Raw genomic sequence first — 15,793 nt, 5'->3', positions numbered from 1 at the left:
GTATTGTTTCAGTATTAAAGTGTTCTTGCTACTTCAACCGTTTCAAAGACCTCAATTTGGTCTCCTACACGTACATCGTTATAGTTTTTAACACCGATACCACATTCCATGCCATTACGAACTTCGTTAGCATCATCTTTAAAGCGGCGTAATGACTCAAGCTCGCCTTCATAGATAACGACGTTATCACGTAATACACGAATTGGCGCGCTGCGTTTAACCACACCTTCAGTAACCATACAACCGGCAATTGCACCAATCTTAGGCGATTTAAATACATCACGAACTTCAGCAAGACCAATAATTTCTTGCTTGAATTCAGGAGCCAGCATACCGCCCATAGCAGACTTAACTTCATCAATTAAGTGGTAGATTACGCTGTAGTAGCGTAAATCAACACTTTCTGATTCAATTGTCTTACGTGCTTGAGCATCTGCACGTACGTTGAAACCAACCATGATGGCGTTAGATGCTGCAGCAAGTGTTGCATCAGTTTCAGTTAATCCACCTACACCGCTAGCAATGATGTTAACTTTAACTTCATCGGTAGACAGTTTATTCAATGAATCTGAAATAGCTTCAAGTGAACCTTGAACATCCGCTTTTAGTACAATATTCAACTCTTGTACTTCGCCTTCCGTCATATTAGCGAACATGTTCTCTAACTTAGACTTCTGCTGACGTGCAAGTTTCACATCACGGAATTTACCTTGGCGGTAAAGTGCGACTTCCCGAGCTTTACGTTCATCACGTACAACAGTCGCTTCATCACCTGCTGATGGCACACCAGAAAGACCTAAAATCTCAACTGGGATAGATGGGCCTGCTTCAGTAATTGATTTACCGTTCTCATCTTTCATCGCACGGACTTTACCGTACTCAAGACCACATAGAACAATATCGCCTTGCTTAAGTGTGCCTTCTTGAACAAGTACTGTAGCCACTGGGCCACGACCTTTGTCCAATTTAGATTCAACAACCACACCCGCAGCCATACCTTCACGAACCGCTTTAAGCTCAAGTACTTCAGACTCTAGAAGGATACCTTCTAGTAACTCATCAATACCCTCACCGCTTTTAGCTGAAACATGAACGAACATGTTATTTCCGCCCCAATCTTCTGACATGACACCATGTTGAGACAGTTCAGATTTAACGCGATCAGGATCGGCTTCTGGCTTATCGATTTTGTTAACTGCAACTATCAGTGGTACACCACCGGCTTTAGCATGTTGAATAGCTTCGATTGTTTGTGGCATAACACCATCGTCAGCAGCGACAACTAAAATAACAATATCGGTAGCTTGAGCACCACGAGCACGCATAGCGGTAAACGCGGCGTGACCTGGAGTATCTAAGAAAGTGATCATGCCATTGTCGGTTTGTACGTGGTATGCACCAATGTGCTGAGTAATACCGCCGGCCTCACCAGAAGCAACTTTAGCAGCACGGATGTAGTCAAGTAATGACGTTTTACCGTGGTCAACGTGACCCATAATAGTTACCACTGGCGCACGTGGCTCAACAGTTACGTCACCGTCACGGTCAGCAAGTACTTCATGCTCTAATTCATTTTCACGAGTAAGAACAACTTTGTGACCCATTTCTTCTGCGACAAGTTGTGCCGTTTCTTGATCTAGCACTTGGTTAATGGTGACCATCGTACCCATTTTCATCATTTGTTTGATGATTTCGGTCGCTTTAACAGCCATTAAATGTGCTAGTTCAGAAACTGTAACGGTTTCACCAATGCGAACATCACGAGTCACTGCTGCTGCAGGTTTGTTGAACCCGTGAGCCATAGATTCTGGTGCTGTGCTGCGATTACGTGAGTTTCTGTCACGATTGTCACGTCCACCTTTACCACCACGTTTCTTATTAGTGTTTTTGTTACGTGCACGACGTCCACGTTTTTCTTCAGCCATATCCGACTTATCTTCTGCAGCTCGCGCTTCTTTAGATGTCGTAATGTGGTGATCACCATTTTTTTCATTTTCAATACGCTGGCGTTCTTCTTCAGCCCAACGTTTTGAATTTTCTTCAGCAAGTTTACGCGCAGTTTCTGCGGCAAGCTCAGCTTCTTCTTGCTGTTTTTTCTTCAATGCTTCTTCTTGTGCTGCTTTGATGCGTTCTGCTTCAGCTTTTGCCGCTACAGATTCTTCATCTAACTCTTTAGGCTTAGCTTCAGTCACTTTAGCCGCTTTGGCTTTGGTATCAGCTTCTTTCTTTGCTTTAGCCTGTGCATCAGCTTTAGCTTTTTCTTCAGCTTTTACTTTTGCGTTAGCTGCATCAGCTTCTGCTTTCGCTTTTGCTGCAGCTTCTGATTCCGCTTTTTGCTTCGCTTCAGCTTCTGCTTGTTGTGCAAGCTCTGCTGGGTCACGTTTTACAAAAGTGCGCTTTTTACGTACTTCAACTTTAACGTCTTTCGATTGACCACCAGTACTTGCAACACTAAGTGTCGAAACTGTTTTGCGTTGTAAAGTCATCTTCGTTGGCACTGCGTCACCGCCGTGTTGCTTTTTAAGATGCTCAAGTAATTGCTGTTTTTCTTTTTCAGAAACAGAATCATTCTTTTTCTTGCTCACGCCTGCATCAGAAAATTGTTCAATAAGTCTTTCAACACTTTTGCCAACTTCTGCAGCTAATTTTTCTACGCTTGTATCTGCCATTCAATAAATCCCCCTGTTGATCGACTTATGCTTCTTCGCCAAACCAACAGATATTGCGGGCAGCCATGATTAGCTCACCAGCTTTTTCTTCTGTCAATTCTTCAATTTCAATTAAATCGTCGATACCTTGCTCAGCTAAGTCTTCTAAAGTCACAACACCTTTACTTGCAAAAACAAAGGCTAAATGTCTTTCTAATCCTTCTAATGCTAACAAATCATCACTCGGCGTAGCACCATCTAGCGCTTCTTCAGTTGCTAGTGCACGAGTTGAAATAGCTGCTTTAGCTCGCTCTCTTAAAGCTTCAACAATTCCTTCGTCGAAACCATCAATTTCTAATAACTCTGACTCTGGTACGTAAGCCACTTCTTCTAAAGAAGTAAATCCTTCGTCAACCAAGATTGAGGCAAAGTCTTCATCTACATCAAGTGAAGTGACAAACAGTTCAACTGTTTTAGCGCTTTCTGCTTGATGTTTTTTGTTCATATCTTCAACGGTCATTACGTTAAGTTCCCAACCAGAAAGTTGAGTCGCTAAACGTACATTTTGACCGTTACGCCCAATGGCTTGAGCAAGGCTGTCTGCTTCAACAGCAATATCCATTGAATGATGGTCTTCATCAACAATAATAGATGCAACATCTGCTGGTGCCATTGCGTTGATAACAAATTGCGCAGGATTATCGTCCCACATAATAATATCAACACGCTCACCGCCAAGCTCATTTGATACCGCTTGAACACGTGCACCACGCATACCAACACAAGCCCCCACAGGGTCAATGCGTCTGTCGTTAGATTTAACCGCAATTTTAGCACGCGCCCCTGGGTCACGAGCCGCCGAAACGATTTCAATCATTTCGTCTAAAATTTCAGGTACTTCAACACGGAATAACTCAACCAACATTTCAGGCTTACTACGAGTAAGGAAAAGTTGAGCGCCACGTGCTTCTGGACGAACAGAGTAAAGCAATGCTCGAACTCGATCGCCAGGACGGAACGATTCACGACTGATTAAGTCTTCTTTATAAAGAACACCGTCAGCATTGTTACCAAGATCGACTACAACACTGTCGCGAGTACTCTTTTTCACGACACCAGTAACAATCTCACCTTCTCGTTCAATAAATTGTTCAACAATTTGTGCACGTTCTGCTTCGCGCACTTTTTGTACGATAACTTGTTTTGCTGTTTGCGTAGTAATACGATCAAAGACAACTGATTCAATTTCATCTTCAATATATTCACCAAGTTGGATGCCTGGCGTGTCATATTCCGCAGCTTCTAACGTTATTTCAGCAAATGGATTTTCAAGTGGTTCACCGGTATCTTCCACTACCATCCAACGGCGGTATGTATCGTAATGACCAGATTTACGGTCGATAGAAACACGAACTTCAATGTCGCCTTCATATTTTTTCTTGGTCGCAGTTGCAAGTGCAATCTCTAACGCTTCAAAAATTTTCTCACGCGGTACAGCTTTTTCGTTAGAAACAGCTTCCGCGACTAACAGGATCTCTTTATTCATTTGGTCTTGCCTCGTTCTTCACCTGAACCATCAAAACTTAGCGATAATGTTGCCTTTGCGGACATTATCCAGCGCAACAATTAACTCTTTTCCATCAACCATAAATGACAACATTTGCCCATCTACAGCAGTTATTTTGCCTTTCAAATTGCGACTACCAGCAACTGGCATCGTCAACTGAACTTTGGCATCTTCTCCGATATAAGCTGCGTACTGCTTAGCAGTAAACAAAGGACGGTCAACCCCTGGAGAAGAAACTTCTAACGTATATTCTGTCGAGATAGGGTCTTCAACATCAAGAATGGCACTGACCTGGCGACTCGCCTCGGCACAATCCTCAATATTAATGCCATTCTCAGCATCAATGAAAACACGAATAACTGAATGCTTACCAGCTTGTACATATTCAATTCCCCAAAGGTCAAAACCAATGGCCTGAACAGGACCTGATAACATATCAACCAATTTAGATTCTAAAGTTGCCAAAAATGACCCCCAAAAAAACGAAAAAAGGGCTAAAAGCCCCTAAAACGATCCATTTCATGGATATTTAAAAGTCCAAATAACAAAAAACCCCGTAATCACGAGGCTATTTATTATAGAACCTGTATGTAATTAGTCATGTTATGACTAATTACAGGAGCTGGTTGCGGGAGCCGGATTTGAACCGACGACCTTCGGGTTATGAGCCCGACGAGCTACCAAACTGCTCCATCCCGCGTCAACTGGTGTAAGTATATTAACTTACGACTTACCTTGCAATGAATAAGTGTTTAATTCCTTAAAAACCTATTCAAGATTTGGTGCGGATGGTGGGACTTGAACCCACACGAGCATAGCTCACCACCCCCTCAAGATGGCGCGTCTACCAATTCCGCCACATCCGCATAAATCTTTTATGTAATAAATAAGGGCTTATTTATTACTTAACCATATACATGGTAACTATCTAGTCAGGAATCTCAGATTCTGACTTTGGTTGAGTCACTGGAGCTTGGTCAACGACCTGCTCAGCAGCAGAACCTAAATCATTCCATTGGTTATCTTGTTTAGCGTGGTTAGCACTGAGGTTACCAATAACCAAACTAAGCGTGAAGAAACCAATTGCAAGCACCGCGGTGCTACGGGTTAGGAAATTACCTGAACCACTTGAGCCAAACAATGTGCCAGAAGCACCAGCTCCGAAAGATGCGCCCATATCTGCGCCCTTTCCTTGTTGGATTAAAATCAAGCCGACTAAGCCGATTGCAACCAATAAATAAATTACTATTAGAACTTCGTACATATTTACGCGCTCATTGCTATGGTACATAAACTTAAAAACTCAGATGAGTTTAAGCTTGCACCGCCTATCAGTCCACCATCAACATCGGGTTGGGCAAAAATATCTGCCGCATTACTCGGTGTAACACTCCCACCGTATAAAATCCTAATGTTCTCTCCAATAAATGGAGACACTTCAGAGAGGCGATTACGAATAAACGCATGTACTTCTTGAGCCTGCTCTGGTGTAGCGCTTTTACCTGTCCCTACAGCCCATAAAGGTTCGTAAGCGATAATTGCGTTATCAAAAGCCATGGTACCGTTTTTTTCAATTACAATGTCTAACTCTTCAGCAATCACTTCAAAAGTGCGTCTTGCTTCACGAGCTGGACCAGATTCACCAACACATAAAATTGGTGTTAAACCATTTTTTTGGGCTGCAGCAAATTTCTCTGCCACTATGGTACTGGTTTCGCCGTACATCCGACGACGTTCTGAATGGCCGATAATAACATAACGACAACCAGAGTCTTTTAACATCTGACCTGATATTTCACCAGTATACGCGCCAAAATCATGTTGACTTAGGTTTTGCGCACCCATTCTAACAAGAGAACCATCTAAGGTTTTCTTATTATTCTCAAGTAGTTGTCTCACGCTTTCAAGATAAATTGAAGGCGGACATAAAACTACTTCAGCGGAATCATTTTGGAGTTTTGCAGCAAACTTCTTAAATAGTTCTTGCGCAAGTGGCGCATTACCATTCATTTTCCAGTTTCCTGCGACCATTGGACGTCTAAGTGCCATCACTGTCTCCTTTGAAAGCGGCGTGAATAATAGCGAACCGCTTGATAAGTTACAATAGATAAAGCACGAATAATTGATATAAGTTGTCGAAATGGCTATTTTTTACGCGTGATTGAGTCGTTATTAATTTAATTGTTAACTCACTGTTTTAATCCCCAATATAAACCCATTTAATTTGCTTAAGAATCAATCAAAGCATTTTGCTATTCCTTAATCTTAACACTTGAAAACTAGAATATAAAAGTGAGGCATAAGAGCGTTAACGCTAAGTATTTACGATATGATCCTGCCCATCTGAAGTTAAACTCGATTGATAAGTCACTTGTGGTAAGCGAGTGTATGGCCTTAGCAATTCACATAATGTGCACTGTTGACGACACATTGCCGCTAGCACAAGTAAACCTGTGACAATCCCATCGCCAGTTGTACCATGTTCCAAATGAACAATATGCCCAGATCGATCCCCACCTATTTGCCAATTGACACGTTTTAACTGTTCGATAATATGCTTACTCCCCGGTTGCGCCACCATAAAGGGAATATTTAATTGTTTTAATGCCAGAGCTAAACTCAGATTAGTGACTTGCGTGCTTACCACACCACCTTTCAAATCACCGCGTTTTAATGCATCTGCGGCTAGAATATAAAGAATTTCGTCCCCATTAATGACCTTACCATCAGCATTGACCAATAATATTCGATCGCCGTCTCCATCTAAGGCAATACCTAAGTCTGCATGTTCGGTTAACACCGTTTGACAGACTTTTTCCATAGCTAGAGTACCGACACCGTCATTAATATTGACACCATTTGGGCTTACTCCGACACAAATAACTTGAGCACCAAGTTGTTTAAATACATTAGGCGCTATGTGATAAGCCGCACCATGGGCACAGTCAACAACTATTTTTAATCCTTCTAAGGTATATTTTGCTGGGAAATGTCCTTTACAGTATTCAATATAACGACCTGCAGCATCGCTTATTCGATGTGCTTTACCAAGCTGTTTAGAGGAAACGCAGTGAAGTGGGGATGATAATAATTGTTCAATGTCATGCGCTAGTTCATCACTAAAATGCAGTCCATTGCCACAAAAAAAACGAATACCATTGTGATTAAAAGGTTGGTGAGATGCACTAATCACGATGCCTGCTTGAACGTTAAAAGTGCGAGTTAAATATACCACACCTGGCATAGGCATAGGCCCTACTAAATAGATATCTACACCTGCTGCTGATAAACCGGCCTCAAGTGCGGATTCGAATAGGTATCCAGATATGCGGGTATCTTTTCCAATTAATACCTTTTTTGCGCCTTGTTTAGCTAAAGCTATTCCGGTTGCCCAACCTAGGTTTAACGCAAGTTCAGGAGTCATTATTTGCCCCCCGACCTTGCCACGAATTCCATTTTGCTTAAAAAGTGATAGTCCTTTCACGTTTTAACACTCTCAATGATAGCCGATTAAATAATATTATAATGATGATTTATATACTTGCCATCGTTGCAGACATGACTCTTAATACATCACAGGTTTCTGCTACATCATGTACGCGTAAAATTTGCGCGCCTTGTTGAGCTGCAATTAATGCCCCAGCTAAACTGCCCGCTAAACGCTGTTCAACATCGCGCTCTAATAAATCGCCAATCATACTTTTACGTGATAGACCAATTAGTATTGGCAAGTGCAATTCATGAAAACGTGGCAGGCAAGCTAGTAATCGATAGTTATGCTCAATGGTTTTACCAAAACCAAAACCTGGATCTAAAATTATATTCTCTCTTTTAATTCCAGCGGCTTCACAAGCGACAATTCGCTGTTCAAAAAAATGAATAACATCATCAATAACATCAAGATATTGCGGTTCATCCTGCATGGTTTCAGGTGTACCTTGCATATGCATTAAGCATACAGGTACAGCTAGTTCTGCCAGTGTCTCTAATGCCCCATCAGTGCGTAATGCATTAACATCGTTAACCATGTGCGCACCTGCTTCTATCGCTTCACGCATCACTTCTGGTTTACTGGTATCAATAGAGATCCAAACCGCATGTTTTTTTGCAATATAGTGAACCATCGGGATCACGCGAGCTAGTTCATCTACAACTGAAACACTTGCCGCTCCGGGTCTTGTTGACTCTCCGCCAACATCAATAATAACAGCACCTTGCTCAACCATGTAATCAACATGCTGACAGGCTTTTTCAAACTCAGTAAATTGACCACCATCTGAAAAAGAATCAGGCGTGACATTGACAATTCCCATGATCTGCGGCGAGCTTAAGTCAAGCGTTTTATCTGAGCTGGTAATTTCAAACACAATAGTATTTCCAAATAATTAATAAGTATAATCCGTAGAAAAAATAAAACCCCTTACGGGGTTTTCAAAACGTTACTTAACAGGCGATTCATCAGGTTCATCTGCGGTTGGTTCCGCCTTCACCTCTTCTTCCTTATCGGCAGCTTTAGGTTTATTGCCGCTGCTATTGTCATCTGAAGAATCGTCAACTTGCCAATCAGCCGGTTGTCGTACTTCACGACGATTCATTAAGTCGTCAATTTGTTCTGAATCAATCGTTTCATACTTCATTAGCGCATCCTTCATTGAATGAAGAATGTCCATGTTGTCAGTCAAGAATTGATTGGCTCGGGCATAGTTACTATCGATTAAGTGTTTCACTTCTTGATCAATCATGCCTGCTGTTTCATCAGACATATTTTTAGATTTCGCCATACTGCGACCTAAAAACACTTCCCCCTCATCTTCTGCATAAAGAACAGGACCTAGTTTTTCTGAGAAGCCCCATTGCGTTACCATGTTACGCGCAATAGATGTTGCATACTTGATGTCTTGAGATGCCCCAGTAGAGACTTTCTCACCACCATAAATTAACTCTTCAGCTAAACGGCCGCCATAAGCCACTGAGATTTGGCTTTCAAGCTTACGTCGACTTTGGCTAATTGCATCAGCTTCAGGTAGGAAGAAAGTCACACCTAAAGCACGGCCGCGAGGAATAATTGTCACTTTATGAACAGGATCATGTTCTGGCACTAAACAACCCACAATAGCATGGCCAGCTTCATGATAAGCCGTCATTTCTTTTTCTTCCTCAGACATCACCATGGTACGGCGCTCTGCACCCATCATGATTTTATCTTTAGCACTTTCAAACTCTTCCATTCCCACTACGCGGCGATTACCACGAGCTGCGAATAAAGCCGCTTCGTTAACTAAGTTAGCCAAATCAGCACCAGAGAAGCCGGGAGTACCACGCGCGATAACACTGGCTTTTACACCGTCGCCTAATGGCACTTTTCGCATATGCACTTTCAGAATTTGTTCACGACCACGTACATCTGGTAGTCCAACAACCACTTGGCGATCAAAGCGACCTGGACGAAGCAATGCCGCATCTAATACGTCAGGTCTGTTGGTAGCAGCAATGACGATAACACCTTCATTACCTTCAAAACCGTCCATTTCAACGAGCATTTGGTTTAGTGTTTGTTCACGTTCATCATGACCCCCACCGACACCAGCACCACGTTGACGACCGACAGCATCGATTTCATCGATAAAGATGATACAAGGTGCTGATTTTTTAGCTTGCTCGAACATGTCACGCACGCGAGATGCACCCACACCAACAAACATTTCAACAAAATCGGAACCTGAAATGGTAAAGAACGGAACTTTTGCCTCGCCGGCAATCGCTTTTGCGATTAGGGTTTTACCCGTACCTGGTGGGCCCACAAGTAAAACACCTGTAGGAATACGACCACCGAGTTTTTGGAATCGGGTCGGTTCTTTTAAGTAATCGACTAATTCTTTAACGTCTTCTTTTGCTTCATCACAACCAGCAACGTCAACAAAAGTGGTTTTAATTTGATCTTCGCTCATTAACTTAGCTTTGCTTTTGCCAAAGGACATTGCACCTTTGCCACCGCCACCTTGCATTTGACGCATGAAGAATATCCACACACCAATAAGCAATAACATCGGGAACCAAGAAATAAAGATTTGAGTGAGAAAGCTTGATTCTTCAGCTTCCTGTCCTTTCATCGTAATCCCTTTACGGTCAAGATCATTGATTAAATCGCCGTCATACATTGGCATAATGGTGACAAATTTTTCGCCACTGCGCGTTGTGCCTTCAATTGTACGTTGGTCGCTTTTTACTTCAACCTTACTAATTTGGCCATTATCAACGCTTTTAAGGAAAGCGGAATAATCCATCTTCTGCGAATTTGCTGATGATGGGGAATACCCCTGAAAAACCGACATCAGCACAACGGCGATGACGACCCAGAGTATTAGATTTTTTGCCATATCACTCAATTTACTAGACCTCTTGAAGTCTCTAGACTTGTTAACATTAGACTACTACAACTTGTAACCAGTCGCCACTAAGTACACTTCTCTAGAGCGAGCCCTAGAAGAATCAGGTTTACGGGTTTTCACTACTTTAAATGCTTGCTTAACCGCTTTCATGTATTCATCAAATCCTTCGCCCTGAAATACTTTTACTGCAAAACAGCCATCAGGAGCAAGAACTTGGTGACACATATCAAGAGCTAATTCAACCAGATACATTGCACGAGGTTGATCAACTGCGCCAGAGCCACTCATGTTAGGTGCCATATCGGATAATACCACATCTACTTTATCTTCACCTACACGCTCTAATAAAGCATTGAGAACTTTTTCTTCGCGAAAATCGCCTTGTAAAAAGTCTACGCCAACAATTGGATCCATCGGTAAAATATCACAAGCGATTAACTTGCCTCGCTCACCTGCTAACTTAACAGCAACTTGCGACCAGCCACCGGGGGCGGCACCTAAATCAACAACGGTCATCCCGTGTTTTATTAGGTTATCTTTTTCTTGTATTTCTTCTAACTTAAATGCGGCACGAGAACGAAATCCCCGCTTTTGAGCCAGTTTGACATAATGATCATCAAAGTGCTCTTGCATCCACCGAGCTGAACTTGCTGTACGTTTTTTCGTTGCCATTTAAATTCCGTAACGATTTGGAGTTACATAAGCTGTATATAAGGGTAGAATAGCGGTTTTTCAACAGTAACCTATAAAAAGTTGGTATAAATGAACTTAACAACCAAACAAAAACAGCATTTAAAAGGATTGGCACACAATTTAAAGCCAGTTGTGCTGCTTGGTGCCAATGGATTAACTGAGGGTGTGCTGGCTGAAATTGATAGCGCACTTAGTCACCATGAACTGATTAAAGTTAAAGTTGCCTCTACCGATAGAGAACTTAAAAATGCCATCGTTGACGCCATTGTACGTGAGACTCAGTCAACGAAAGTACAGCTAATTGGTCATGTATTAATTATCTTCCGTCAGTCGGAAGAAATGAAGATTGCATTGCCCAAAGCAAAGTAAGCTTACATTGATACTGTATCCAATAAAAAACCACTGCTTAGCAGTGGTTTTTTATTATGTTGAACTAACAACTTTAAGCCAACCTTAAATGTAATCGACTTTTAAAATATCGTAATCGGTTAGGCCGCCAGGAGTGCTAATAGACACTTCATCACCTTCATTTTTGCCAATTAACCCTCGTGCAATTGGTGAATTTACCGAAATGAGATTCTGTTTAATATCCGCTTCATCATCACCTACAATGCGATAAGTCATTTCAGCGTCATTTTCAACATTAACAATAGTCACAGTCACACCAAAGATCACTCTGCCAGTGTTTTCCATTGCAGTCACATCGATAATTTGTGCGTTAGACAGTTTGCCTTCAATATCACGAATGCGTGCTTCACAAATACCTTGTTCTTCACGCGCTGCATGATATTCAGCATTTTCTTTCAAGTCACCTAACTCACGAGCCGATGCAATTGCTTCGGTGATTTTTGGGCGGCGGTCAAATTTCAGCATTTCTAATTCTTTACGCAGTTGATCCGCACCAACAATTGTCATAGGAACTTTATTCATAATTCTCTTTCGTCTCCTTTAAAACAAAAGCAGCCTCTATCGGCTCTCTTTAGCCAACAGGGAAATTTAATATGGGATAGGCTCATTCTATACAATGACAGCCGCAGATGCTATCCCGTATAGCTTGAACTGTATATGGGAGTGCTTACCAACTTAACAAAAACACGATTTACAATCGCTATGTAATAGCAAACGCGACCAATAGTGAAAGCCAATAGCAGCCAAACACGAAGTATTTACTTGGTTACATTTATACACAACGCACCTTTGTTAATCTCATGCCATTCAGCCAATAAAAAAGGCCGCGATTTGCGGCCTTTTTTGCCATTTACCGAGTTTAGTTAATGCGAGTATGTAATTCTTGCACTGAATTAACATTGCCACGGTCATCAGCTGAATGGGCTAAACAAGTCGCAAATGCAGCATTAAGTGTTGTAGTGTAATTCACTTTATAACGTAGTGCTCCACGGCGAATTTGGCGAGAGTCTTCAATCGCTTGACGGCCTTCGGTAGTATTAATGATGTAAGTGTATTCATCATTTTTAATACGGTCCAAAATGTGCGGGCGACCTTCGTGTACTTTGTTCACTAAACGTGGGTTAATGCCGGCTTCACCCAGTATCACAGCGGTACCATGAGTGGCATCAATTTCATAACCAAGATCAATTAACTGTGCGGCAAGTTCAGCAACGCGGGCTTTATCACTATTACGAACTGAAATTAACGCACGACCTGACTTAGGTACTTCAGATGTCGCGCCAAGTTGTGCTTTCGCGTAGGCCTCAGCAAATGTAGCGCCTACGCCCATCACTTCACCTGTTGAGCGCATTTCAGGGCCAAGCATTGGGTCAACACCAGGGAACTTGTTAAATGGCAATACCACTTCTTTAACTGAAAAATAAGGTGGGATCACTTCTTTAGTGAAGTTCTGTGATGTTAAGCTTTGTCCAGCCATAACACGCGCAGCAATTTTAGCTAATGGGATACCTGTCGCTTTAGACACAAACGGAACGGTACGAGCAGCGCGTGGGTTAACTTCAATCATATAGATTTCGTCATCTTTAACCGCAAACTGAACGTTCATCAAACCAATTACACGTAATTCCATTGCTAATTTAGCAACTTGTTCACGCATGCGGTTTTGTACGTCTTCGCTTAAGCTGTAAGGTGGCAATGAACAACCTGAGTCACCTGAGTGAACGCCTGCTTGTTCAATGTGCTCCATAATAGAACCCACAACCACAATTTTGCCATCACACACAGCATCAATATCGATTTCAATCGCATTATCTAAGAAGCGATCAAGCAATACTGGCGATGAATTAGATACGCTAACCGCTTCGTTAAAGTAACGACGTAAATCTTGTTCGTCATAAACGATTTCCATCGCGCGGCCACCAAGTACATATGATGGGCGAACAACTAACGGATAACCGATACGCTCAGCTGAAATAACCGCGCCTTCTACTGTCGTAACAGTATCATTTTCAGGTTGTTTCATTTCAAGACGTTGAATCGCTTGTTGGAAACGTTCTCTGTCTTCTGCGCGGTCAATAGAGTCTGGGCTAGTACCAATAATTGGTACGCCTGCGGCTTCTAGAGCGCGAGCAAGTTTAAGCGGAGTTTGACCACCGTATTGAACGATAACGCCTTTTGGCTTCTCAATACGTACAATCTCAAGTACGTCTTCAAACGTAACAGGTTCAAAGTATAAGCGGTCAGATGTGTCGTAATCTGTAGATACCGTTTCAGGGTTACAGTTAACCATAATGGTTTCGTAACCGTCTTCACGCAAGGCTAATGCTGCATGAACACAACAGTAATCGAATTCAATACCTTGACCAATACGGTTAGGGCCGCCACCAAGAATCATAATTTTGTCGCGCGTTGATGGCGCAGCTTCACATTCTTCTTCGTACGTTGAGTACATGTAAGCGGTATCAGTAGCAAATTCTGCAGCACAAGTATCAACACGCTTGTAAACAGGGTGCATACCATAGCTATCACGAATTTTACGTACTTCTGTTTCACTCACACCTAAGATTTGAGCTAAACGAGAATCGGCAAAACCTTGACGTTTAAGCTTAAGTAAGAACGCTTGGTTTAGACCAGACATTCCAACTTCTGAAACTTTAGCTTCTTGGGCAATTAAGTCTTCAATTTGGACTAAGAACCAGTGGTCAACGTTAGTCAGTTTGAAAATTTCATCACGACTAAGGCCCGCACGAAATGCATCAGCAATATACCAAATACGGTCAGCACCTGGTTCTTTCAATTCATGACGAATACGCTGCATACTTTCAGGAAGCGTAATGTCGATAACAGAATCAAAACCGTTACGACCCACTTCTAAACCACGTAATGCTTTTTGCAGTGACTCTTGGAAGGTACGGCCAATTGCCATTACCTCACCGACTGACTTCATTTGAGTCGTTAGGCGGTCATTAGCGCCAGCAAATTTCTCGAAGTTAAAGCGAGGTACTTTCGTTACCACATAATCAATAGCAGGTTCAAATGATGCCGGTGTGCGGCCACCCGTAATATCGTTACTTAGTTCATCTAAAGTGAAACCCACAGCCAGTTTGGCTGCGATTTTAGCAATCGGGAAACCCGTTGCTTTAGATGCTAACGCTGATGAACGAGATACGCGCGGGTTCATCTCGATGATAACCATACGGCCAGTATTTGGACAAATACCAAACTGAACGTTAGAACCACCGGTTTCAACACCAATTTCACGCAGTACTGCTAAAGATGCGTTACGCATTAATTGGTATTCTTTATCTGTTAATGTTTGTGCCGGCGCTACGGTAATAGAGTCACCGGTGTGCACACCCATTGCATCGAAGTTCTCGATAGCACATACGATAATACAGTTATCGTTGCGGTCACGAACCACTTCCATTTCATACTCTTTCCAACCAATTAGCGATTCATCAATCAATAATTCGCTCGTTGGTGAAAGCTCAAGACCTTGAGAACAAATGTCTTCAAACTCTTCTTTGTTATAGGCAATACCGCCGCCGCTGCCACCCATGGTGAAAGAAGGACGAATAATACATGGGAAGCCAACTTGGTCTAATACCGCGTGTGCTTCTTCCATTGAATGCGCAATACCAGCACGAGGACATTCAAGTCCAATGGATTTCATTGCAGTATCAAAGCGACTCCGGTCTTCAGCTTTATCAATCGCGTCAGCTGTTGCACCAATCATCTCAACGTTAAATTCTTTCAGTACCCCTTCAGCTTCAAGTTGAAGTGCACAGTTAAGCGCTGTCTGACCACCCATGGTAGGCAAAATCGCATCCGGCTTTTCCTTGGCGATAATGTTACGAACCACTTCCCAATGAATAGGCTCGATATATGTCGCATCGGCCATTTCAGGGTCAGTCATAATGGTTGCAGGATTAGAGTTAACAAGGATAACTCGATAACCTTCTTCACGTAGTGCTTTACATGCTTGTGCGCCTGAATAGTCAAACTCACATGCTTGACCAATGACAATTGGTCCAGCACCTAGGATAAGAATACTTTTAATATCGGTACGTTTTGGCATTGCTTCTATC

The 15,793-nt window shown here is 42.3% G+C and carries 12 protein-coding genes and 2 tRNA genes; 1 reads left to right on the top strand and 13 read right to left on the bottom strand.

Annotation, left to right across the window (positions count from 1 at the left end):
• Nucleotides 1–14 precede the first annotated feature (14 nt).
• The 11 genes from infB to rlmE form a co-directional block, all read right to left on the bottom strand.
• Nucleotides 15–2,669, bottom strand: coding sequence for a translation initiation factor IF-2 (gene infB, locus G3R48_RS00480; protein WP_153661300.1), 2,655 nt, complete (start codon nt 2,667–2,669; stop codon nt 15–17).
• A 25-nt stretch (nt 2,670–2,694) separates the two neighbouring features.
• On the bottom strand, nt 2,695–4,194 hold the full coding sequence (gene nusA / locus G3R48_RS00475) for a transcription termination factor NusA (protein WP_153661302.1): 1,500 nt from the start codon (nt 4,192–4,194) through the stop codon (nt 2,695–2,697).
• A 30-nt stretch (nt 4,195–4,224) separates the two neighbouring features.
• Nucleotides 4,225–4,680 (bottom strand): ribosome maturation factor RimP, encoded by a 456-nt coding sequence (rimP, locus tag G3R48_RS00470; RefSeq protein WP_153661304.1) that lies wholly within the window; start codon nt 4,678–4,680, stop codon nt 4,225–4,227.
• Between the two features lie 158 nt (nt 4,681–4,838).
• A tRNA-Met gene (locus G3R48_RS00465) sits at nt 4,839–4,915 on the bottom strand.
• 80 nt (nt 4,916–4,995) lie between these two features.
• Nucleotides 4,996–5,081, bottom strand: a tRNA-Leu gene (locus tag G3R48_RS00460).
• Nucleotides 5,082–5,143: 62 nt separating this feature from the next.
• The gene (secG, locus tag G3R48_RS00455; protein WP_153661306.1) at nt 5,144–5,479 is read right to left on the bottom strand and encodes a preprotein translocase subunit SecG; all 336 of its coding nucleotides are present in this window, start codon (nt 5,477–5,479) and stop codon (nt 5,144–5,146) included.
• Between the two features lie 2 nt (nt 5,480–5,481).
• A complete protein-coding gene (gene tpiA, locus G3R48_RS00450) occupies nt 5,482–6,264 on the bottom strand; it encodes a triose-phosphate isomerase (RefSeq protein ID WP_153661308.1) in 783 nt (260 codons plus the stop codon).
• 265 nt (nt 6,265–6,529) lie between these two features.
• On the bottom strand, nt 6,530–7,699 hold the full coding sequence (gene glmM, locus G3R48_RS00445) for a phosphoglucosamine mutase (protein ID WP_380713921.1): 1,170 nt from the start codon (nt 7,697–7,699) through the stop codon (nt 6,530–6,532).
• Between the two features lie 49 nt (nt 7,700–7,748).
• Nucleotides 7,749–8,528 carry a dihydropteroate synthase gene (folP, locus tag G3R48_RS00440; protein WP_153662101.1) on the bottom strand — a complete coding sequence of 260 codons (780 nt, stop codon included), beginning with the start codon at nt 8,526–8,528 and terminating at the stop codon, nt 7,749–7,751.
• A 126-nt stretch (nt 8,529–8,654) separates the two neighbouring features.
• Nucleotides 8,655–10,601, bottom strand: a complete 1,947-nt coding sequence (ftsH, locus tag G3R48_RS00435; RefSeq protein ID WP_153661312.1) for an ATP-dependent zinc metalloprotease FtsH — start codon at nt 10,599–10,601, stop codon at nt 8,655–8,657.
• 45 nt (nt 10,602–10,646) lie between these two features.
• Nucleotides 10,647–11,276, bottom strand: coding sequence for a 23S rRNA (uridine(2552)-2'-O)-methyltransferase RlmE (gene rlmE, locus G3R48_RS00430; RefSeq protein WP_153661313.1), 630 nt, complete (start codon nt 11,274–11,276; stop codon nt 10,647–10,649).
• Between the two features lie 90 nt (nt 11,277–11,366).
• On the opposite strand from rlmE, the gene yhbY reads away from it, so the two are divergent.
• Nucleotides 11,367–11,666, top strand: coding sequence for a ribosome assembly RNA-binding protein YhbY (gene yhbY / locus G3R48_RS00425; RefSeq protein ID WP_153661315.1), 300 nt, complete (start codon nt 11,367–11,369; stop codon nt 11,664–11,666).
• Nucleotides 11,667–11,750: 84 nt separating this feature from the next.
• Here the strand turns inward: yhbY and greA are convergent, their stop codons facing one another.
• Together greA and carB are read right to left on the bottom strand one after the other, a co-directional pair.
• Complete coding sequence (gene greA / locus G3R48_RS00420) at nt 11,751–12,227, bottom strand: transcription elongation factor GreA (RefSeq protein ID WP_153661317.1); 477 nt, start codon at nt 12,225–12,227, stop codon at nt 11,751–11,753.
• Nucleotides 12,228–12,564: 337 nt separating this feature from the next.
• On the bottom strand, nt 12,565–15,783 hold the full coding sequence (carB, locus tag G3R48_RS00415) for a carbamoyl-phosphate synthase large subunit (RefSeq protein ID WP_153661319.1): 3,219 nt from the start codon (nt 15,781–15,783) through the stop codon (nt 12,565–12,567).
• Nucleotides 15,784–15,793 lie beyond the last annotated feature (10 nt).

The organism is Shewanella intestini (genome assembly GCF_018221465.1).
Classification (GTDB): domain Bacteria; phylum Pseudomonadota; class Gammaproteobacteria; order Enterobacterales; family Shewanellaceae; genus Shewanella; species Shewanella intestini.
Note: the sequence above shows the minus strand (reverse complement) of the source record. Positions and strands in the feature narration are given on the sequence as shown.